The organism is Bradyrhizobium sp. AC87j1, from assembly GCF_002936975.1.
GTDB classification, from domain to species: Bacteria; Pseudomonadota; Alphaproteobacteria; order Rhizobiales; family Xanthobacteraceae; genus Bradyrhizobium; species Bradyrhizobium shewense.
In genome coordinates, this window is record NZ_PTFE01000001.1 from 280,075 (window position 1) to 301,000 (window position 20,926).

The following is a 20,926-nucleotide window of genomic DNA, read 5'->3' on the forward strand; positions in this document are numbered from 1 at the left end:
CACTCGGGCGCGTCAACTACGAGCGGGACAATCCCCAAATTCACCTTCGAGCATAGATCGTGAAATCGCCCCAAGCAGGACCTCGGCATGCCGTTTGGAGCATATGACGGGATCAAAGCGGCCTTTTGAATCTGCCGACAGTTGTTCGCGCACCCTGGACCAATAGTCGCGATGAGCGACGACTGACCTCATGGCGGAGACGAGTTCATCCATATTCTTCTGCGGCTGAAATCGCATAAGGCTCGAACTATGCCAATTTGCGCTTTCGGGATCGCCAACCGGGTTCGCCACAACGAAGCCTCGGCTACCGTCCAGACCGATCTGCTCACGCGCGCCGCCGACATCACTCACGATTGTAGGTAATCCCGCGCTTAGCGCTTCCATGGAGGCCAATGACCATCCCTCAAAAAATGAGTTCAGAACAAAGCAATCGGCGGCGGCCAGCAGGATGGATGGATCTGGAAACGAATGCCGCAGGTGGATCCGGTCCTTGCAAGGCATCTTGTCGCGAAGCGTACGGACTTGACGCGTGTACACAGCATCGTCCAGGCGGCCGGCGATCAGCAGATGGACCTTGTGATCATCTTCTGCGACGTCTGAGAATGCCCGCACCAGGCCGTATGCATTCTTCTGGACCGTGTGACGACCGAGCGAGAGAAAGAGAAACTCGTCATTGAGGCCCAGCCAGGCCCGGGCCTTCGACCGGTTCACCGACGGGCGATGTGTCTGGTTGAATGCATTGGGGATGGTGATGACCGCACGATCGGAATAGGCCGGATTGCCCGACAGGTACTGACGCCGCACGAGCTCGCTTACCGCGACAAAGCAGGTGACGAGTTCCGATCTCTGACGCTCCTCCATCCAATTGGTGCTTATGGGGGTCGGAATGCCGTGGAGCGTCTCCACGACCGGAACGCGGGCATCTTTGGCCGCCTGCAAGAGCCAACCCGGCGGATCGTGCGCGCTGATAACGTCAGGACGGTTCGTTTTCATCCAGAGACAAGCGTCGCCTGGCGAGGCGGCAACAACCGCCGTGCCTTCCCTCTGCAAGATCGTGAACAATTGTCCGACGGGCGCCGACGATGAATGTGCGCACATAACCGTCACACGAAGCCCGAAATGGGGGAGGCGTCGCGCAAGAAAGGCGACAAATTCATCTAGCCCGCCGGCGTCGAGCACCGGAGTGACGATGAGGCAATGGACACTTCCCGGCGACACGAGAAAATCGTCCGGATTCGACACGCTGCTGGTCGGAATAGAGGCGGGCGCCGCCGGGGCATGCGGCGCGACCATGGCATCATATGGCATGAGCGGCTTCGACCAGTCGTCAACGAGACTGTCGTCTCCGGACGCCAACCGGCTGCCAATGAACAGTTTCTTCCCGATACGTCGCACGCTTCGCGGCAGGCGCCAAGAGTTTCGTTGTGCCCAAAGCGTCGCACGCCCTCGCAAGGAAAGGTCGTTCTGCCTGAAACCCGTCATGAGTTCAAATGCCGTCGGCCTCGATTTCCGGATACCGATATACAGCGTGCAAATTAAATATTAAACATATATTGCGGCGTGATAAAAATCCAATTAAACAGGTGGCATTATTCTTGCGGCCGTACTCAGGATGTACGATCTCATATGTCGCCTGGTGATTTGATGAACAGCCGGTCTGGATTGTGGGCAACCAATATTGGGATGCGGGCTCAAAAATCATGGAAGGCGCGTTCCGGAGGCCTTTGGCAGGAATGGATGCGCCGTGAGTTCCATTGATGCGATCATACCCTGTTATCAGTATGGGCATTTCCTTAGAGAATGCGCCGACAGCATATTGAGGCAGTGCGGACCCGAGTTGCGGCTGCTGATTATTGATGATGCCTCGGCGGACAATACAGCCCAGGTTGCGCAGGAACTGGTTCGTGCAGATCCTCGGGTCGAGTTTCGCAGGCATTCTGTCAATCACGGCCACATCGCCACCTTCAACGAGGGGATCGACTGGGCCGCTGCGGACTACATGATTCTGCTCTCCGCAGACGATTACCTGATGCCCGGTGCGATCGAGAGGGCTGCGAGGTTGATGGATGAGAATCCCTCCGTCGGCCTCACGTTTGGAGGCGCAGTCGCGCTTTGCCAGGAGCGCGAGGAGGTTGTGCCGCTGCCGCCGGAACTTGGACCTGGTACGAAGATACTGGCCGGCCGCGATTTCATCAAAATGGGGGGGTGCAGAAACATAGTCCTGGCGCCAAGCGTGATGGTGCGAACCAGCCTGCAGAAGAAGGTGGGGGGATATTTACCGGATTTGACGCACAGCGGCGATATGGAGATGTGGCTGCGGTTCGCCGCGCATGGACCCGTCGGCTTCATCGATGCGATCCAGGCCGTGTACCGGCGACATTCAACCAACATGTCAGGCGGATATTCGGCCGAGCAGGATTTCGTTCAACGCAAGCTGGCGTTGGAGCATTTCCTGGATAGCTGCGCTGGCGTGCTTCCGGACGTCGACGATCTCAGGTCCTGGTTGACGAGCCATCTGGCGCTCGACACGATCAGTTGTGCGAGCCGAGCTTTCAATGACGGAGACGTTGGGTTATCGGAGCGCCTTTCGGCGATAGCGGCAAAGCTGGACCCGGCGGTCACGAGATCGCGTCGTTGGTGGCTTCTCGCCAGCAAACGGCAGTTGGGGTCGCGCGGGTGGCAATTGCTGCGACCTGCTATCGAGCGGCTGAAGATGTTGTAATCGGCTCCGAGGCTCACGGGCTGCCACGCTGCAAGCCGCGTTTCGGCCCGACGGCGTGTTCCACCGCTGGATCGGGCTAGACCGGATACATCGCGGACTCCCGCAGCGATGCCCTGATGCCGATGCATACTCCCCAGAAGATCCAGAGGTAGTTCCAGTAGTGGACCGTCAGCCCGGTAAACATGAGCATGACGACTGCGACGGTGAATGCGATGCGCAGGCCCGACGCGCTGGGATCCTCCATGACGCCCTTGAAGCGTTTTTTTACCGGTAGAATGCTCGCAATGTTCGTCAGGATGAGCAGGAAAATCATAGGAAGTCCGAACCGTAGCGCGAACACCAGCCACACCGAGTCGATCGTGGTATCGAGAATGTCGTGATTGAGCAGGGCGAATGCGTATCCGGTGAAGGGAGAATACATGATCTTCTGTGTCGCTGCGTCCCAGATCAGCATCCGAAAGTAACCCGAAACCGGATCGAAGGTGAGGTGGGAGATGATCCAGCCTAGCGGGTGATTGGCCACGGCCAGGATCACGAGAACGATCGTAGCCAGACACACTTGCAGCGCGCGCCATCGTCCAGAAGTTTGCTTCAGTGCCGTATCATAGAGGTAAAGCATCAGGACGAGGAGACACGACAACAACGGCGCGGAGGACAACGACAGCAGGCAACCGAAAACGCACAGACCTGCCCAAAGCATCCTCGACAATGGCCGTTGCTCCGAAAACAGCAGGATGGCGCAAGCGACGGTGCAATAGGTGCCCAACAGAATTGGGTGGTCGAACGTCGAGGCGGCTCTTACCCAATACAGCCTGTAGTCGGGCGAGAGCGGCGCATAGCTGCCGAAGGCGGCAGAAAACATCTGCTGAACAATGAGCCGGCCAGAAAGATTATCGAAAAGGGCCAGCAGGACGATGTAGGCAGTCACGATCTTAAAGGGTTGAATGAAGCTTTGAATTGCCGCCGGCCCGAAGAAAAATCCGCGGGCGACGATGTAGCCGCCCAGAAACTCGAGGCTCTCGGCGGCGGTCGATGAGATCGCACTCGACCCGCTGGTGTAGGTGGCGGCTGCGAACATCCAGGCTGCGACGGCACATGCAAGATAGTCCGAGGCGAGGATGTGACGACCGGTCCTGAGCAGTCTTGCCGCTGCAGGTATTATGAGCAGCAGGATGCCGATCCGCCCGACCGTGAGTTTCGCATCGGCGAGATAAAGCTGGACTTGCGCCGCCGGCAGAATGAGCCCCATCAGCAGCAGCCAGGCCGGCAGCTTGCTGCACCGCTCAGCGGCTTGCGGCAAAGCCGTACTTGTCAGGCCGAATTCGCCGCCCGCAACCGTGACGCTCATGAGAGAACCGCCTTGCCCGGTGATCCCGCTTCGATTTGAACGCGGCGGCTGTTGTCGTCAGTCAAGTACCAAGTGAACGTGACCGAACGCGGCGCCAGTCCGCTCAGGAAATGTCCATTCTGAAAGACGTACGGCCGATAGCCGATGTCGGAAACGAATTCCGAGATCTCGTCCGATGCGAAGGCGCACATCAGGGCCGGCTTGTGCCGTCTCAGCGTGTGCTCCGACCCTCGCAGGATCTCCAGCTCGGCGCCCTGAGCGTGCACCTTGATCAGGGAGGGCGACATTGCAAAGGAATCGAGCGTGTGGCACTCGATCCTGTGTTCCTCCACGGTCAACTTGGACTGATCGAAACGGTACATGCGGCCGCCATCGTTCAGCCACTCGGTCGCCGCCTCCCGGGAGGTCGCGGCCATGCCATCGCAAGCCCACCGACCGTAAGAGGGGACGAAGAACGTAATGGTGCCCGGCTTGGCTCCGAGAGCGCAGGGGAAGATCGAGACGGACCGATCTCCGGAGAAACGGAGTTTGAGTCGCTCGGCCGAGAGCGGTTCGGGCTCGAAGGCCGCGATGCTCGATTGCGGCCTGAACCTCTTGAACGCCTGGATGCTTTGTCCGCGATTGGCCCCGATGTCGACGATCAGGCCATTGGCGCTGGAGGTCCAAGTCGCGCCCCTGTACTCGGGTTTTGCGAGGTAGGAGGCAGCCGCGTCCTTGAATGCGAATCGCGCCGCGGCAACGCCGGGGATGTTCGCATATGCGAAACGGGCAAAGGGCTTCAAGTTCATGACGATACGACCTTGCCCAAGCGCATGGATCGGCTATTAATCGCTCAGATTAAACAAAATAAATGCGATTGCAATATCGGTCATTTAAATATAGGGAATGTAGATAATTTATTAAATCGTGCAGCGAAAGTTCCCCATGGCGACCGCGTTGAAGGTTGGCGAAACCGATGCTTCGTATGGGCTGGCGGAGAGCCTCGTTTCCGAGGTCGCGGTGCTCATCGTCGGTTACCGGAACTCGGAGGACGTCGTTGATTGCCTGTTGGCATTGTCGCGTGCGACCACGTCGCCCACTTTCGACATCTTCATTTGCGAGAATGGCGGTCGTGATGCCTATCACCACCTTGTAAGCGCCCTGATCAGCGAAGGAGGGCCCTGCCGGCGGGGCCAATCGTTTGGAATCGCCCTAGATGACAACACCAGCCGGTTTACGAACGTTCAGCGCCTGTCTCTGCGCGGAAGATCGTCAAATGTCTGGGTGGGGTGCGCCTACGACAATTTGGGCTATGCCGGCGGGATTAACGCCTGGTTGCGTCCCCTCTCTGCGATACCCACCTGGTGCGCCATCTGGATCCTGAATCCCGATACTCAGCCGACCGAATCTGCCCTGGCGGCGCTGCACGAACGGGCACAATCCGGCCGAAAGGCGATGGTGGGCAGCACCATTCTGGACAGCCTCGACGCAGATCACGTGAGATTTCGCGGCGGGCTTTCCTGGCAGAGGCTGGCGGCGAGAGACGTTGCCATAGGCCTGGGAGAGCTTATCGACATGTCCTGCAACATCGCCGCCGTTGAAGACGCGATGGATAGCCCTTCGGGGGCATCGATGTACGTGACCCGTTGGTGCATCGAGCGGATCGGCCTCATGGATGAAAACTATTTTCTGTTTTACGAGGACATGGATTGGGGGCTTCGCGCAAGGCACTTGGGGCTCGGTTATGCGGCCGATTCGATCGTCATTCACAAGCGAGGTACGACGACGGGATCGGGCAGAGCTTCGGTGCTCTCCGTCTATCTCCAGCACCGCAATTGCGTTCGCTTCGTGCGACGGCATTTTCCGTGGTCGCTGCCTCTGAGAGTTGCGGTTTCGCTCATGTACGCATTCAGGTTCTTGCTGCAGGGCGCGCCAAGCAACAGTCGCGCAGCGGTCGAAGGACTTGTCGCGGGACTGAAGGGTGAGATGGGCCGGCCGAAGGAGCGGATGGCCCAATAGCGAAGCCGGGGGCGCCTCCAGATGCGGCAGCCGATCCTTGTTCAGGCGCTTCTATTGCTTGCGGTAGCGAGCCTCGAAGCCGGTGGAGTTGCTGCACGCGCGGCCGAGCGCGACAGGTCCGAGTGGCCCAACGAAACGAATACGGGAGTGCGGCCGGACGCGAAGCTGACGCCGTCTGGCGACGTCGTGGCGGATCAGGCCGGCGCGACCTTCTCAGGCCTCGACATTGCAGGCCGCGTCTACATCAAGGCGCCGAACGTGACGTTGACGGACTCCCGAGTGACTTCCGCGTCGTTTTACATCGTGAGAATCGAGCCGGGTGTAACGGGCACGGTGATCCGGAATTGCGAGATCAACGGCGTCGGCTCCGGCAACGATGGTTCGTACGGCATCGTTGGCCAGGGTACGTTTGTCGGAAACAACATCTATAATGTCGAGAACGGAATTGGCGTGTCCGGGTCCGATACGCTCATCAAGGATAACTACATTCACGATCTCCTTGCGTCCGGTTCTCCGCATTACGATGGCATCTCGATCGATGGCGGCAATTCCAACGTGGTCATCAGGCACAACACGGTCATCAATGCGCACACGCAGACCTCGGCGGTCATGATCGACAATTATTTCGGACCGATCTCGAATATTGAAGTCGACGGCAACCTGCTGATAGGCGGCGGTTACACCGTCTACAGCTCGGCGCAATTCAATGGCGGGACGGTCGACGGGGTTTCTTTTACGAACAACCGGATGGGCAGAGGCAAGTGGGGCTATAGCTCGATTGTGAAGAACGTCCCGGTCTGGCGAGAAAATGTCGATGACGCGACAGGCCGCCGTGCCGGCCCGAGGTAATCAGTGCCTGGCTTCGGGCCTCCTGCCTATGCCACCCGCCGGAACCAGAACGAACCGGGCTGGCGCGAGGGTTCGCGCATCAGAACCGGACATGCGTCGTTCAGCCTGTCTCTGTGGGAACGGGCGAGCCAATTAACCGCGCCAATGATCTCGAAATGCGGGTTGAAGCTCAGGAACGCCTCGAGTAGATACTGTTCATTCCACAGCCAGCGGTCGCGAAGTATCCATTGAGCGGGATAGTCGTGCGGCGTGAAGACGTCGTGGACATGGATGATCACATTGGGGCGGAGCAGGCCGAGCACGTGTAGGTATTCGTGCAGCACGTCACCCTGCGGCCGGATCATGTGAGATGAGTCGATAAAGAGAATGTCATTCTCGTCCAGCGTCTCGAACAGGCTGTCGGGACAGCACTCGACCTTTTTTCTCAAAACCGTCACGCCAGTCGATTCGAGCCAGGGCTGCTCAAACGGCTCAATGCAGATCTGCTCACAATGATATCGTGGATCGTCCTTCCTGTTCGCCGCTATTGCGAGGCGGGCCATGAGGGTCGAATTTCCACTGCCGACCTCGATGATGCGTTTGGGTCGGAAGTAACGGATCATATTATAAAGAAATTCGGCATCTCCAGGCTCGAAGGAGCCGTTGTGGTAGCCAAATTCGCCCGGGCCTTTTTGATGGACCGGAATTGCGAGTAGTTCGTCCCGGTAGTTGAATTGCGCGATCAGAGCGAGCTGTGCCGCTTCGTTCAGGTTCAGTCCGGCTATTTGCCTCGGCAGATCGAGATCGCGCTTCAGGTCTGCCGGAAAAACGATGGGCTCGTAGTAGTGATGCCGCACGATGGCGAACTGAAATCTGTCGCAGACAGACCTCGACAAGGGGGCTCGATCACGAAGGCGACTCACGAGGATTGCAAGCGGAGCAAAAAGCAGGATGAACGGCGCCAAAACCAGATCAAGTATTCTGTAAACAGACTTCCGGAAATAGTGCATGGATCACTTCCGATCTGAACGAAGAAAACGAGGGCAATCAGCGGTCCGATAACGCTCCATCTCGATGCACGAGAATATTGTGGCCCATTGGCATTCCACCGTCCAGACCACGGCCATCCCTCCAGTTCGTCCGGGCCGTAAAAACACGGGGCCGCGTGGGCTCTTTGCCTGCCGGAAAGGGCATCTTCAGCGTAGCTTTGGCGACAACGCAGCGAGCCTGGCGTGAGCGGCGGTCGATTGCGGGATAACTCCGCGCGCGATTCAACATCAGGCCCTCCAAGCGGCTCCTTCGAGCGCCACATCTCTCGTGAGGTGTGGCCAAGAGCGTCTTGCCAGTAATCCTTTGCTGAAGGCAGGGATTATATATCGCCAATTAAATTGGAAAATGCCGAGCGCCCCGTGCTGATGGATGAGCATGACCCTCTCTGCCGGCGCTGACGAAGATTGAAGTGAAAAAGTTCGCAGTGTGCTCTTGTGGCAACGCGCGAACACTCGCAATCTGGTGCAGCTTATATGGCGGAGTTGCTTCGGTTTTTTTTAATCTCGCTGAATTAAGTCGAGCGTTGGACCCAAAAAATGACCCTAGTCGCGCCGCCGTCTTGTCCCAAAAAAGCCCCCGCCGATGGAGCATGACACGGCCCGTGGCGCGCCTTTGGGGATGATGCGCCCACGTTCGATTTAACTGCGAAGGAGAAATATATCTTGGCAACGACGACTGCGTGGCCTGATGCTACGAACACTGGAGTGTCGGCGGGCGTGACCCTCACTCCTTACTACGGGGATCTCGTAATCAACACAGCGGGCGCCGTGATCAGCGGCCTCGACATCCATGGATCGGTCTTCATCAACGCTCCGAACGTCACGTTGGAGAACTGCAAGGTTACGACCGACGCGTTCTACGCCGTGAGGGTTGCGACGGGTGTGACCGGGGCGGTGATCCAGCACAATGAGATCAATGGCGTCGGCTCGGGCAACGACGGCGACTATGGAATCATGGGTCAAGGGACGTTCATCGCCAACAACATCTACAACGTCGAGAACGGGATCGGAGTGGATGGAGGGAATACCCTCATCAAGGACAACTATATCCACGATATGATCGCGTCGGGATCTCCGCACTACGACGGTATCTCGATCGACGGGAAGAACTCCAACATCACGATCAGCCATAACACGGTCATCAATGACCATACCCAAACGGCTGCGATCATGATCGACAACTACTTCGGGCCCGTCTCGGACGTCACTGTCGATAACAACCTGCTGTACGGTGGTGGCTACAACATCTACAGCTCGGCCCAGTTCAACGGCGGATCGGTCACGGGAGTGGTCGTCACGAACAATCATATGGGCGGGGGTTATTGGGGCCCGACGGCATTCACCGGCAACTCCCCGGTTTACACCGGCAACGTCGATGACAGCGGGACCCTGGTCGCAACGCTCAACACGTCTGCGAACAGCGGCTCGGGCTCAACAGCCCCGTCTGCCCCGACTGCACCATCCGCTCCCGTCATCGCGTCGTTCTCGACCGATAGCGGCACCGCTGGCGACAAGATCACCAACGACAACACCATCGAGCTCAAGGGGTCCGCTGCTGCCGGCAGCACGGTCAAGTTCTACGATGGTACGACCCAGATTGGTTCGACGACCGCGGATTCGAGCGGCAATTGGGACTACATCACGAAGGTCCTGACTGACGCCAAGCACACGCTGACCGCAACGGCGACTACCACATCGGGTCAGACCAGCGCGGCGTCGTCTGCGTTGGCAATCACCGTCGATACCAAAGCGCCGACCGCGCCGACCATGGCCAGCCATACGGTGAACAGTGCCAATCAGGTGGTGTTGTCGGGCACGGCGGAAGCGAGCAGCGTCGTCAAGGTATTGGACGGCACGACCCAGATCGGGACCGTCACGGCCGACAGCAGTGGCGCTTGGGGCTACACCAGTGCTGCCCTAGCAGCCGGTTCGCACAGCCTCACCGCCAAGGCAACGGACGCGGCAGGCAACACCGGCACGGCGTCCACCGCGTTCGCGGCGAGCATCAGCAACTCGGCCCCGACGTCACCGTCGTCGCCGACCGCGCCCACGTCGCCGACTGCCGGTACGGTCGTCGAGTCGGCTGGTTCGACAACTCTCGTTGAGAGCAGCGGCAAATTTTACCTCAACGGCAGCACCGGATCGGGCCCCACGCTGAAGGATGACGGTGTGGCGTTTGTGAAGGGGTCGGATGGCACCTGGGCACCGATTGGTGCGGAAAAGACTGCGACGGGCTATGAGGTTGTCTGGAAGGAGGCCAGCACCGGTCAGTACACGGCGTGGAACACCGACAACAACGGCAACTACGTTTCCCATGTCGACAGCCTGACCGGGTCAACGTGGGGGGGCTCCGTGTCGGGTACGGACTCCAGCCTGAAATCGCTGGAGGCCACCTTCCATCAGGATCTGAACGGTGACGGTCAGATCGGTACTTCCACAGCAACCGCACCGACGTCGCCAGCGCAGACAACTGGCAAGGTCGTCGAGTCGGCTGGTGTGACAAGTCTCGTTGAGAGTGGCGGCAAATTCTACCTCAACGGCAGCAGCGGAACGGGCCCTTCGCTGAAGGATGGCGGTGCCGATTTCGTGAGCGGGTCAGATGGCACCTGGACTCCCATTGGTGCGGAGAAGACGGCGACGGGCTATCAGGTTGCCTGGAAGGAGGCGAGCACCGGTCAATACACGGCGTGGAACACCGACAACAACGGCAACTACGTCTCCCATGTCAGCACCCTGACCGGCTCCACGTCCGGCGGCTCGGTGTCGGGTACGGACTCTGGACTTAAGTCGCTTGAGACAAGCTTCCATCAGGATCTCAACGGTGATGGGCAGGTCGGTACTTCGAGCCTGGCTACGTCGTCCACGAGCACCACGCAGACCATTGCTACTTCGAGCTCAACAACCAGCAACACACAGACGAGCACTTCAGGCAATGACGTGTTCGTTGGGACCAGCAAGGCTGACTCTTTCTCGTTTGCCGCGAATTTCGGCAACGATGTTGTCAAGGGCTTCGTTGCCAGCGGACCTGCTCACGACACGATCGAGTTCAGTAAGAGCGTGTTCGACAGTTTTGCCAGTGTTCTCTCCCACGCGACCCAATCAGGCGGCGACGTCGTCATCGCGACGGGGGACGACACGCTCACGCTGAAGAACATGAAGGTCGGTTCGTTGACCAGTCAGGACTTCCACTTCGCGTAAGGTATGGGCATCCACACCGAGTAGTACTCAACAACTGCCTTGGGGATCTCTTGGGGGATCTTCCGACAAAGGCATGGTTCAAGGGCGGCTACCATGATTGACTTTGGACGGCGGGGGGGATTCCCCCCGCCCGCGAATCTCATTCGGATTCCACTTCTTCACATATCAGAGCTCTGGGCGGCCGGACGACAGTGGGCGGATGACGCCGAACTGCGGACCACGCGACTGGTCGGCTTGGCGAGGCGCCCGGTCGAGGCCCTGCGGCAACGGATGTTCGCTGGTCGATCCGAACCGGCGGAGCACTATGAGGAGCCACAGTCGGAGATGTCGGCGTTCCTGCGGTCTTGCCGCAGGATATTCTGGGCGCTCGCGGCCTTCAGCGGGATGAGCAATCTCCTCATGCTCACTGGTTCGTTTTTCATGCTGCAAGTCTACGATCGGGTGCTGCCCGGGCGCAGCATACCGACGCTGATCGCCTTGATGGTTCTGGCCACGGTACTCTACGTGTTTCAGGGTGGGCTCGACTTCGTCAGAAGCAGGATCAGCGCGCGGGTCGGCCGGTATTTGGATGAAAGGCTGGGCGTTCGCATATTCGACGCGCTTGTTCGTCTGCCTTTGAAGACCAGGGCCGATGGCGATGGCCTGCAGCCGGTGCGGGATCTGGATCAGGTCCGCAGCTTTTTGTCGAGCGGAGGGCCGACCGCGCTCTTCGATCTACCCTGGATGCCGATCTATCTCGGCGTTTGCTTCCTCTTCCACTTCTGGATTGGCGTCACTGCGCTGGCTGGCGCGCTGGTGCTGGTCGGCATTACCATGCTCGCGGAAACGCGCACGCGAGGGCCGGCAAAGGCGTCCTCGCGTCTCGCAGTCTCGCGCGCGGCACTGGCGCTCGAGGGACGCCGAAATGCCGAGGTTCTGCAGGCTATGGGCATGCGGCAGCAGGCGGCGTTGCGTTGGCGGGATGTCAACGCGAAGTACCTCGCGGCCCATGAGCGGGCCAGCGACGTCGCAAACGGGCTCGGAGGCGTCTCCAAGCTCTTTCGAGCGATCCTGCAATCGCTGGTTCTCGCCGTCGGCGCAGTCCTCGTCATCAACCAGGAATCGACGGCCGGCATCATCATTGCCGGATCGATCCTCACCGCACGGGCCTTGGCGCCTGTCGAAATGGCCATTGCGAACTGGAAAGGGTTCGTTGCTGCCCGGCAATCGGGGCGACGGCTCGATGCTTTGCTGAAACTTCTGCCCGGCGAGGAGGAGCGGCTGGCATTGCCTCCTCCTGTTGAAACTCTCACCGTCGAGCATCTCTATATCGGCGCCCCGAACTCGGAGCAGCCCACCGTCAATGACGTGTCGTTCCAGTTGCGGCGCGGGCAGGCGGTTGGAATCATTGGGCCGAGCGGATCCGGCAAATCGACGCTGGCACGTGCGCTGGTTGGGGTATGGCCGGGCATTCGAGGCCGGATACGGCTGGACAACGCCGCACTCGATCACTGGTCTTCTGACGCCCTCGGCAAGCACATCGGGTACCTGCCTCAGGACGTGGAATTGTTCGACGGCAGCATCGCCATGAACATTGCGCGTTTCGATCCGCAGGCGACCGCCGCCGCTGTTCTGGAGGCCGCGCATGCCGCGGGCGCGCACGATCTCATCCTTTCGTTTCCGGATGGCTACGGCACGAAGATCGGCGAGGGGGGGGTGGCACTGTCGGCGGGGCAGCGGCAGCGCATCGGGCTCGCGCGCGCCTTCTACGGCAAACCGTTCCTGGTGGTGCTCGATGAGCCCTCGTCCAATCTCGACGCCGAGGGCGAGGAGGCGCTGACCGAGGCGATCCTGAACGTGCGCCGTCGCGGCGGGATCGTCGTCGTGGTCGCCCATCGTCCGAAGGCGCTTGAAGGCGTCGATCATGTCTTGTGCCTCGGGGAAGGCAGGGTTCAGTCCTTCGGCAAGAGGGAGGAGGTCCTCAAGAAGGTCTTGCGAAATCCCGTGCCGCTCAAGGTGGTCGCGGAAGCTCAAGGAGGCAACCGATGAACGGCCAGGTGGTGGCGCCGGCATTGCAATCCATCCAGCGTTATATGATCGTTGGTATGATCATGTTCGGTCTTGTGACATTTGGGATCGGCGGTTGGGCGACAACGAGCCAATTGTCGGGCGCGGTGATCGCCCAGGGCGTGGTCGTGGTGGATTCGAGCGTCAAGAAGGTTCAGCACTCCACGGGTGGGATCGTGGGTGAGTTGCGCGTGCGCCAGGGCGATCGGGTCAATGCAGGCGACGTTTTGATCCGCCTCGACGAGACTCAGACGCTCGCCAATGCGACGATCGTCACCAACAGCATCGATGAGCTGCTCGCGCGCCAGTCTCGTCTCGAGGCCGAGCGCGATGGTGCCGAGCAGGTCGTGTTTCCCAAGGTGCTGCTCGACCGAGCCAAGGAAAGCAACTCTGAGGCGAGCCGAGCAATCGCTGCGGAGCGGAAGCTGTTCGACCTCCGCCGTCAGGCAAGGAGCGGCCAAAAAGCGCAGTTGCAGGAGAAAAGTGCGCAGCTGGAGAACGAGATCAAGGGCTATACGGGGCAGACCGAGGCCAAGCAGAAGGAAGTCGAATTCATCCGCCAGGAGCTGGAGGGCGTGCGTAGCCTCTGGCAAAAGAATCTGGTGCCGATCACGCGGCTCAATTCCCTCGAGCGCGACTCCGCACGCATCGAAGGCGAGCGCAGTCAGTTGGCCGGCATGATTGCGCAATCGAAAGGCAAGATCTCCGAAATCGGCCTCCAGAGCATTCAGATCGACCAGGACCTGCGGACGGAAGTCGGCAAGGACCTGATCGAAACGCGCTCAAAACTCTCCGAATTGGGCGAGCGCAAGACTGCGGCGGTCGATCAATTGCATCGGATCGATATCAGGGCGCCACAGTCCGGTCGCGTCCACGAGCTTAGCGTCCACACGGTCGGCGGCATCATCTCACCCGGCGAGCAAATCATGCTGATCGTGCCTGATGCGGATTCGCTTGCGGTCGAGGTCAAGATCGCACCGCGCGACATCGACCAGGTCTATGTGGGACAGACCGCGACAATGCGGTTCGCGGCGTTTAACCAGAAGACCACTCCGGAGATCGATGGAGAGGTCAGCATGGTCTCGGCAGATATCACGCAGGACCAGCGCGCCGGCACGAGTTACTACACGGGCCGGATCCTGTTGAAGCCGGAGGAGCTGGCGAAGCTCGGCTCGGCCAAGCTGCTGCCAGGAATGCCGGTCGAGGTCTTCATCAAGACGGCTGGTCGGACCGCGCTGTCCTATCTGCTCAAGCCGCTGCACGATCAGGCGGAGCGTGCATTCAAGGAGCGCTGAGTCGTCGCGGAAGCAAGCGGCGCTCGACCGCATGCATTCGGCGCCGGCGCCCTATCCCTGGGCGTCGGCGTTGCGAACAGCCTCTGAAAGCAGGGCTGGGCGGCCGGACGCATCGGCAGCGGGCGTGCCCGACCGACGAAAGCGCATCGCGCGCCGAGATAGAGTCTGGGGTCTGGTTTGAACGCTCCATTGCAGCGTTCTGGCGATGTCAGGTCGCCGCAGCAGATTTAGCGGGGCGAACGCGAACGTAGTGAGGCCGCCCCACCTCCTGATCAGCCGCAGCAGATCGCGCTGCTTTCGGCGGATCGACCGTAACGGATGCCCGTTGCCCGTAGGCGAGACCACCGATCGCTCGAACGAGCGTCCGCTCAGAATATCCATTCGCCTGGCGTACAGGGTCATCGCGGCGACGAAGACAAGTATCGTAGCTTCAGCCCCCAGAATGACGAGCAACTCATCCTGCATGTGAAATCCGTCCTGTCCCGGGAAATGCGGTTTGAGAATTGGACCTCGATGAATAATTAAATCAACAATCAAAATTATATGTGGCGTTAAGATGTTGAATGGTGCGCGGATGCGCGCGCATGTCCAGCGCCGTGCTTGAGGGCCGTTCATCGGAACCCCGAGCCGATCGGAACTTCTCGCTCCCATTTCCATTCATTCGGCAGACCGCGAGCATCCGGCGGCTGCCTGCGTGCGACATCTGCGCCGACTTAATTCTTAACTTATTATTGCCATTTAAATTTAACTGATATTAAATAATATAATATGGGCGGTTGATCGTTCCCACGACCGGGGCGGCCGCGCTGAGCAGTGAATCCGGGCCTGGTTTGGCGTTCGCTGGGGGGATCCGCAGATGCAACCAACCTCGGGACCGGTCGTTGCGGCAGCCTTGGCAGTCATGATCGGAAGCGTTCAGTGGGCGCGCGCGGCATTGTTGAGCGCGCCAGGGGCTTCGCAAGCGGCCCTTGCGCATATCGAGCAGGGACGCCCGACCCTTCCGCCCCTCACTTATACGGTGTTTTGTCTGCGCTATCAGGCCGAGTGTCGCCCGCGGCGCTCATTCCGCGGCGGGCCGACCCGGCTGACGAAGGAACGGTGGGCGGAGCTGAAAGCAGTCAATCGCACCGTGAACCGCGCCATTGCTCCGCAGCCTAATGAACTCGGCCTTGCAGGTGAGGAGTGGATCGTTAACCCCGATCGTGGTGATTGCAACGACTACGCAGTGAGCAAGCGTCACGAACTGCTGCAACGCGGCTGGCCTGCGCGGGTCCTGCTATTGAGCGAAGTAGTCACCAGCTCTGGGGACCATCACCTTGTGCTGGTGGTGCGCGCCAGGAGCGGCGACCTGATCCTGGATAACCTCGTGCCCGAGATTAAGCTCTGGTCGCGGGTGCCGTATCGTTGGGTCCGCATGCAGATGCCGAGCGACAGCCGACTGTGGACGACGATTGGCCGCCCGGGAGCATGATTCCTGTCATGTGGCCGGAATTATGCGGAACTGCGCCGGCCGGGACGACTGTCTCAAGCATGCAAGTGCGGTGAGGGCATCGGCTCTGTCGTGCCCCACTGACCCATACAAGTCTCACAAGTGGGGCACCTTCTCCCGGCGCACTCGTCGTCATGACGCCGCGAGGCCCACGTTGCCGGCGGCCGAGGGGTCCACCCAACGCCGGATCGTGCCGTCATATATATCGGCACCATAGAGCCAGCCGTCGGGCCCCTTCTGCATGTCCACAATGCCTTGCACGTTGTCCACCAACTGGACGCTTGCGACCTGCCGGTTCGCATCGAGCGTCGCGGCGAAGATCGTTCCATTGTAGACGTCGTCGAAGAACATCGTGTTCTGATTGTAGAAATCTCCCGCGGTGATCACGTGGAAGTTGTCCGGTGCCCCGTGGCTCAGAGGCAGGATCGGGAACACGGCAGGCGGGTCGGACAAATTGTTGCGGTTGCCATTGTTGTAGAAGGTGATCGCCTGCGAGAGGTTCTGGTAGCTGGCGGTTTTGTTCGGACCTTCAAAGTAGGGCCATCCGAAATTCGAGCCCGCGGGCCCCGTATTGAGCTCTTCCCAGTTGTTCCAGCCCACGTCTCCGAGCACAGGCAGATTCGTGACGGGATCGAAGCTGAAGCGGTACGCGTTGCGGACGCCGTAGTAGAACACTTTCGACTGATTGCTGTTTGGATCGCCGGCCTGATAGTACGGATTGCCCGGCGCTCCCTCGCCCGTGACAGGATCGATCCGCAAGAGCTTGCCCGAGAGGTTATGGATGTCCTGGACCCGCACTGCGCGGGGATCGACGAAGTTGTACGATGTGCCATCCCCGACCGTCATGTAGAGGTAGCCGTCGGGGCCGAAATGAACGGCGCCGATCGAATGCGAATCGCTGTCGGTCGCAAGATAGTCGCGGATGTTCTGGTTCTGGATGCCGGCTCTGTCGGGATCGTTGTCCTGCGCTCCTGTCTCGATCTGGCTGGCGGGAGCCGTGATCGTGGTGCCGTTGACGATCCCGGAAGGAACGATGCTGGGATCACCGCCGCTGTTCGCGTCGGGACGGCTGGTATAGGCCCAGGTGCTGTTCTTGCCGACCAGCACCACTTCGCTGGCCGGATCGGCGATCATCGTGCTGGAGTTGACAGTGACCCTCACCAGACGACAAGGTCGGTTGCCGCCCTGATCGGCGGCCGCAAGGCCGCTCTGGCCCGCCGTCTCGGGCGGATCGTAGGTGTAGAGCAGGTAGACATAGTGGTTGGTTGCGAAATTCGGGTTCACCGCGATCCCCAGCAGCCCGCGATCACCGAAATCATTGACCTCGCTCGAAAGGTCGATGAGCGGAGTCGATCGCAATGTGCCGTTGTCCACCACCCGCACCACGCCGTCCTTCTGCGCGACCAACATGTAGCGGCCGTCGGGAGTCCAGTCCATCGCCGCAGGCTGGTTCAGCCCCGAGACGGCCGTCTCGCCCACGAGATTGCCGAGAGCGGGGTTGTCGTTGTCCAGGATCTTCACGGTCGTTGTCGCCTGAGCGCCAAGCGTGGCGCCCGTCGGATTGCTCAAGGTGATGGTGAAGGTCTCGTCGTTCTCCGGCGTCGCATCATTGATGATCGGCACCGAGATGGTCTGGCTCACCTGGCCGGCAGCAAAGGTCACCGTGCCGGATGTGGTCGTGTAGTCGGATCCTGCGAGTGCGCTGCCGCTGCTCGTCGTGAAGCCGGCCGTGGCTGCCTGACTGACGTTGCCGCTGCGGAGCAGCGTGATCGTCGCCGTCGGGCTGCTCTCCGCGACACTCACCACGACGTCCGCCATAGCGATCGAGGCGGGTGAGTCGTCGTCGACGATGGTTACGAGCACAGTGCGTGGAGCCCCGAGGGAGCCGGAGCCGGGATTTTGAAGGCCGATGGCGAACGTTTCGTTGCCTTCGGTCAGTTGATCGTTGACGATCGGGATGGTGAAGCTCTTCGTGCTCTCGCCCGGTGCGAAGACGATCTGGCCGGTGTTCGCCCGACCGTTGAAGGTGGGCTGGATGAAGTCCGATCCTGCCGTCGCGCTTCCGCCGGTGCCGATTTCGTTCGTCGTGTACTCGACGGTGTTTTGCGACGAGAGGTCGCCGGAGCGTGTGACGGTGACGGTGGCCGTGCCGGCCGCTTCACTGGCATAGATCGTCGACGTGTTGAGGAGCGCGATGATGTTGGACGGGGCGAACACGACGTCGCGGAAGTAGTTTGCATTCTGATAGACGTTGGTCGGGAAGACGCCCTCGGTGTAGTCGAAGACGCCGGCGCCGACCGGGGCGTTCAGGCCCTGATTGCTCATGCCGAACGCGAAGCCCTGCGTGGTGGAGACGTAGTAGCTGTTGATATTGACCGAAACCACGTAGGTCGTGCCAGCCGCGATGGTGAGCGGCGTGGCAAGGGTCGCCTGCTGCCAGCCCGATGCGCCTTCATTGGTGAACGTGACGGTCGCCAGCTCCTGGCCCGTGGCCGACCAGATGTGGCCGATATGGGTGCCGGTCTCGTTCGAAGCCTTGTAGTACCGGATCGCCTGGATTACGCCGGAAGCGTCCGCGCTGAAGCGCATCCCCAGCTCATAATCCACGCCTGTCCCGTCGGTGGCATTGGTGTTGACCGGCGTTTGGGTGGTGAACAGGGTGGTTGTGGCACTCGCGGCGCCGACCGTCGCCGTGGCCGCGCTGGTTGCGTTCTCGGCGGTGCCGAGCTGGTCGGTGTAGGTGGCATTCACGCGGATCCGCTTGCCCACCAGGCTGCTGTCGAGGGTGAGGCTCGCGGTGGTGGCGGACAGATTCGTCCAGGTGGTGCCGTCGGGGCTGCTCTGCCAGCGATAGGTGATGCTCGCCGGGACGCCGTCGGGATCCGCGACGCTGGCCGTCAGCGTCTGGTTCTGGGTCGCCGTGCCGCTGATCGTGACGACGCCGGCGTCGTTGACATTGGCTACTTTCGTGGCGGTCGCGGCGCTCACCGGGGTCTCGCTGCTGCCCAGGGGGTCCGTGTAGGAGGCGGAGACACGTATGAAGCCGCCGACCTGGGCCTGTGTGAGGGCCAGCGTGCTAGCCGTGGCGCCGGTGATGTTGGTCCACGTGGTGCCGTCCGTGCTTCGCTGCCACTGATAGGCGATGCTGCCCGGCACGCCATCGGCATCGCTCACCGTCGCGGTCAAGGTCTGGTTCTGCGTCGGCGTCCCGCTGACGCTCACCGTGCCGGGGTGGTTGTTGGGGTTGGTCGCGCTCGCAGCGAACACGACGTCGCGGAAGTAGTTTGCATTCTGATAGATGGTGGTTGGAAAGACGCCCTCGGTATAGTCGAAGACGCCGGCGCCGACCGGCGCGTTCAGGCCGCCATTGCTGATGCCGGACGCGAAGCCCTGCGTGGTAGAGACGTAGTAGCTGTTGATATTGACCGAGACCACGTAGGTCGTGCCGGCCGCGATGGTGAGCGGCGTGGCGAGGGTCGCCTGCTGCCAGCCCGATGCGCCTTCGTTGGTGAACGTGACAGTCGCCAGCTCCTGGCCCGTTGCCGACCAGATGTGGCCGATATGGGTGCCGGTCTCGTTCGAGGCCTTGTAGTACCGGATCGCCTGGATCGTGCCGGGCGTGCTGGCGGTGAAGCGCATCCCCAGCTCATAATCCGCGCCTGTCCCGTCGGTGGCGTTGGTGATGGACGGCGTCTGGGTGGTGAACAGGGTGGTGGTGGCACTCGCGGCGCCGACCGTCGCCGTGGCCGCGCTGGTTGCGTTCTCGGCGGTGCCGAGCTGGTCGGTGTAGGTGGCATTCACGCGGATCCGCTTGCCCACCAGGCTGCTGTCGAGGGTGAGGCTCGCGGTGGTGGCGGACAGATTCGTCCAGGTGGTGCCGTCGGGGCTGCTCTGCCAGCGATAGGTGATGCTCGCCGGGACGCCGTCGGGATCCGCGACGCTGGCCGTCAGCGTCTGGTTCTGGGTCGCCGTGCCGCTGATCGTGACGACGCCGGCGTCGTTGACATTGGCTACTTTCGTGGCGGTCGCGGCGCTCACCGGGGTCTCGCTGCTGCCCAGGGAGTCCGTGTAGACGGCGTTGACACGTATGAAGCTGCCGACCAGGGACTGCCCGAGAGTCAGTGTGCTCGCCGTCGCGCCCGTGATGTTGGTCCACGAGTTGCCGTTCGTGCTTCGCTGCCATTGATAGGTGATGTTGGCTGGCACGCCATCGGCATCGCTCACCGTCGCGGTCAAGGTCTGGTTCTGCGTCGGCGTCCCGCTGACGCTCACCGTGCCGGGGTGGTTGTTGGGGTTGGTCACGCTCGCAGCGAACACGACGTCGCGGAAGTAGTTTGCATTCTGATAGATGGTGGTCGGAAAGACGCCCTCGGTATAGTCGAAGACGCCGGCGCCGACCGGCGCGTTCAGGCCGCCATTGCTGATGCCGGACGCGAAGCCCTGCGTGGTGGAGACGTAGTAGCTGTTGATATTGACCGAGACCACGTAGGTCGTGCCGGCCGCGATGGTGAGCGGCGTGGCGAGGGTCGCCTGCTGCCAGCCCGATGCGCCTTCGTTGGTGAACGTGACAGTCGCCAGCTCCTGGCCCGTTGCCGACCAGATGTGGCCGACATGGGTGCCGGTCTCGTTCGAAGCCTTGTAGTACCGGATCGCCTGGATCGTGCCGGGCGTGCTGGCGGTGAAGCGCATCCCCAGCTCATAATCCGCGCCTGTCCCGTCGGTGGCGTTGGTGATGGATGGCGTCTGGGTGGTGAACAAACTGGCCATTTTGTTCTCCCGCGCAAGTCGATTCCTGCACTTGGTAATTTAACGGAAGGCGAAGTTAAATAAATTATATATTTATTTGTCTCACCTTTTATTCCGATTGTGAAGCAACCAGCGTGTGCACGGATCTCAACTTCTCTTGAAGGGTGTGTTCGCTGCTGGCCTCGGCGCATGAACAACTGCCTGGTG

At 60.6% G+C, this 20,926-nt stretch carries 13 protein-coding genes; 7 read left to right on the forward strand and 6 right to left on the reverse strand.

The features are described 5' to 3' along the window. Window positions 1–12 precede the first annotated feature (12 nt). Complete coding sequence (locus CV770_RS01250; protein WP_245453642.1) at window positions 13–1,308, reverse strand: glycosyltransferase family 4 protein; 1,296 nt, start codon at window positions 1,306–1,308, stop codon at window positions 13–15. A 436-nt stretch (window positions 1,309–1,744) separates the two neighbouring features. Between CV770_RS01250 and CV770_RS01255 the strand changes: the two genes are divergently transcribed. Next, window positions 1,745–2,722, forward strand: a complete 978-nt coding sequence (locus CV770_RS01255; RefSeq protein ID WP_049806583.1) for a glycosyltransferase — start codon at window positions 1,745–1,747, stop codon at window positions 2,720–2,722. 76 nt (window positions 2,723–2,798) lie between these two features. Here the strand turns inward: CV770_RS01255 and CV770_RS01260 are convergent, their stop codons facing one another. Next, the gene (locus CV770_RS01260; RefSeq protein ID WP_038948893.1) at window positions 2,799–4,070 is read right to left on the reverse strand and encodes a hypothetical protein; all 1,272 of its coding nucleotides are present in this window, start codon (window positions 4,068–4,070) and stop codon (window positions 2,799–2,801) included. Further along, window positions 4,067–4,858, reverse strand: coding sequence for an FkbM family methyltransferase (locus CV770_RS01265; RefSeq protein WP_104461048.1), 792 nt, complete (start codon window positions 4,856–4,858; stop codon window positions 4,067–4,069). The genes CV770_RS01260 and CV770_RS01265 overlap by 4 nt, the downstream gene beginning before the upstream one ends. A gap of 136 nt (window positions 4,859–4,994) precedes the next feature. Between CV770_RS01265 and CV770_RS01270 the strand changes: the two genes are divergently transcribed. Further along, the gene (locus tag CV770_RS01270) at window positions 4,995–6,068 is read left to right on the forward strand and encodes a glycosyltransferase family 2 protein (RefSeq protein ID WP_038948891.1); all 1,074 of its coding nucleotides are present in this window, start codon (window positions 4,995–4,997) and stop codon (window positions 6,066–6,068) included. 21 nt (window positions 6,069–6,089) lie between these two features. Beyond that, entirely contained in the window at window positions 6,090–6,917 is an 828-nt protein-coding gene (locus tag CV770_RS01275) for a polysaccharide lyase domain-containing protein (RefSeq protein ID WP_146101225.1), read from the forward strand. A gap of 26 nt (window positions 6,918–6,943) precedes the next feature. On the opposite strand, the gene CV770_RS01280 is transcribed toward CV770_RS01275, so the two are convergent. After that, window positions 6,944–7,906, reverse strand: a complete 963-nt coding sequence (locus CV770_RS01280) for a class I SAM-dependent methyltransferase (protein ID WP_038948887.1) — start codon at window positions 7,904–7,906, stop codon at window positions 6,944–6,946. A gap of 702 nt (window positions 7,907–8,608) precedes the next feature. On the opposite strand from CV770_RS01280, the gene CV770_RS01285 reads away from it, so the two are divergent. From CV770_RS01285 to CV770_RS01295, 3 genes are all read left to right on the forward strand, one after another. Then, on the forward strand, window positions 8,609–11,143 hold the full coding sequence (locus CV770_RS01285; protein ID WP_245453643.1) for an Ig-like domain-containing protein: 2,535 nt from the start codon (window positions 8,609–8,611) through the stop codon (window positions 11,141–11,143). Window positions 11,144–11,413: 270 nt separating this feature from the next. After that, a complete protein-coding gene (locus tag CV770_RS01290; RefSeq protein ID WP_049806581.1) occupies window positions 11,414–13,171 on the forward strand; it encodes a type I secretion system permease/ATPase in 1,758 nt (585 codons plus the stop codon). After that, on the forward strand, window positions 13,168–14,484 hold the full coding sequence (locus CV770_RS01295) for an HlyD family type I secretion periplasmic adaptor subunit (RefSeq protein ID WP_038948884.1): 1,317 nt from the start codon (window positions 13,168–13,170) through the stop codon (window positions 14,482–14,484). Before CV770_RS01290 ends, CV770_RS01295 begins: the two co-directional genes overlap by 4 nt. A gap of 51 nt (window positions 14,485–14,535) precedes the next feature. Here CV770_RS01295 and CV770_RS01300 read toward each other — a convergent pair whose 3' ends face one another. Then, entirely contained in the window at window positions 14,536–15,099 is a 564-nt protein-coding gene (locus CV770_RS01300) for a hypothetical protein (RefSeq protein WP_146101226.1), read from the reverse strand. A 241-nt stretch (window positions 15,100–15,340) separates the two neighbouring features. On the opposite strand from CV770_RS01300, the gene CV770_RS01305 reads away from it, so the two are divergent. Further along, window positions 15,341–15,955 (forward strand): transglutaminase-like cysteine peptidase, encoded by a 615-nt coding sequence (locus CV770_RS01305; protein ID WP_038948881.1) that lies wholly within the window; start codon window positions 15,341–15,343, stop codon window positions 15,953–15,955. A 150-nt stretch (window positions 15,956–16,105) separates the two neighbouring features. On the opposite strand, the gene CV770_RS01310 is transcribed toward CV770_RS01305, so the two are convergent. After that, entirely contained in the window at window positions 16,106–20,740 is a 4,635-nt protein-coding gene (locus tag CV770_RS01310) for a DUF4082 domain-containing protein (protein WP_104461051.1), read from the reverse strand. Window positions 20,741–20,926: the final 186 nt, after the last annotated feature.

Bases quoted from the DNA above. Each gene is read 5' to 3' on its own strand.
- CV770_RS01250 (WP_245453642.1), bottom strand. From the start codon at position 1,308: ATGCCATATGATGCCATGGTCGCGCCGCATGCCCCGGCGGCGCCCGCC.
- CV770_RS01265 (WP_104461048.1), bottom strand. From the start codon at position 4,858: ATGAACTTGAAGCCCTTTGCCCGTTTCGCATATGCGAACATCCCCGGC.
- CV770_RS01290 (WP_049806581.1), top strand. From the start codon at position 11,414: ATGTTCGCTGGTCGATCCGAACCGGCGGAGCACTATGAGGAGCCACAG.
- CV770_RS01275 (WP_146101225.1), top strand. From the start codon at position 6,090: ATGCGGCAGCCGATCCTTGTTCAGGCGCTTCTATTGCTTGCGGTAGCG.
- CV770_RS01305 (WP_038948881.1), top strand. From the start codon at position 15,341: ATGCAACCAACCTCGGGACCGGTCGTTGCGGCAGCCTTGGCAGTCATG.
- CV770_RS01260 (WP_038948893.1), bottom strand. From the start codon at position 4,070: ATGAGCGTCACGGTTGCGGGCGGCGAATTCGGCCTGACAAGTACGGCT.
- CV770_RS01295 (WP_038948884.1), top strand. From the start codon at position 13,168: ATGAACGGCCAGGTGGTGGCGCCGGCATTGCAATCCATCCAGCGTTAT.
- CV770_RS01280 (WP_038948887.1), bottom strand. From the start codon at position 7,906: ATGCACTATTTCCGGAAGTCTGTTTACAGAATACTTGATCTGGTTTTG.
- CV770_RS01300 (WP_146101226.1), bottom strand. From the start codon at position 15,099: ATGAACGGCCCTCAAGCACGGCGCTGGACATGCGCGCGCATCCGCGCA.
- CV770_RS01310 (WP_104461051.1), bottom strand. From the start codon at position 20,740: ATGGCCAGTTTGTTCACCACCCAGACGCCATCCATCACCAACGCCACC.
- CV770_RS01270 (WP_038948891.1), top strand. From the start codon at position 4,995: ATGGCGACCGCGTTGAAGGTTGGCGAAACCGATGCTTCGTATGGGCTG.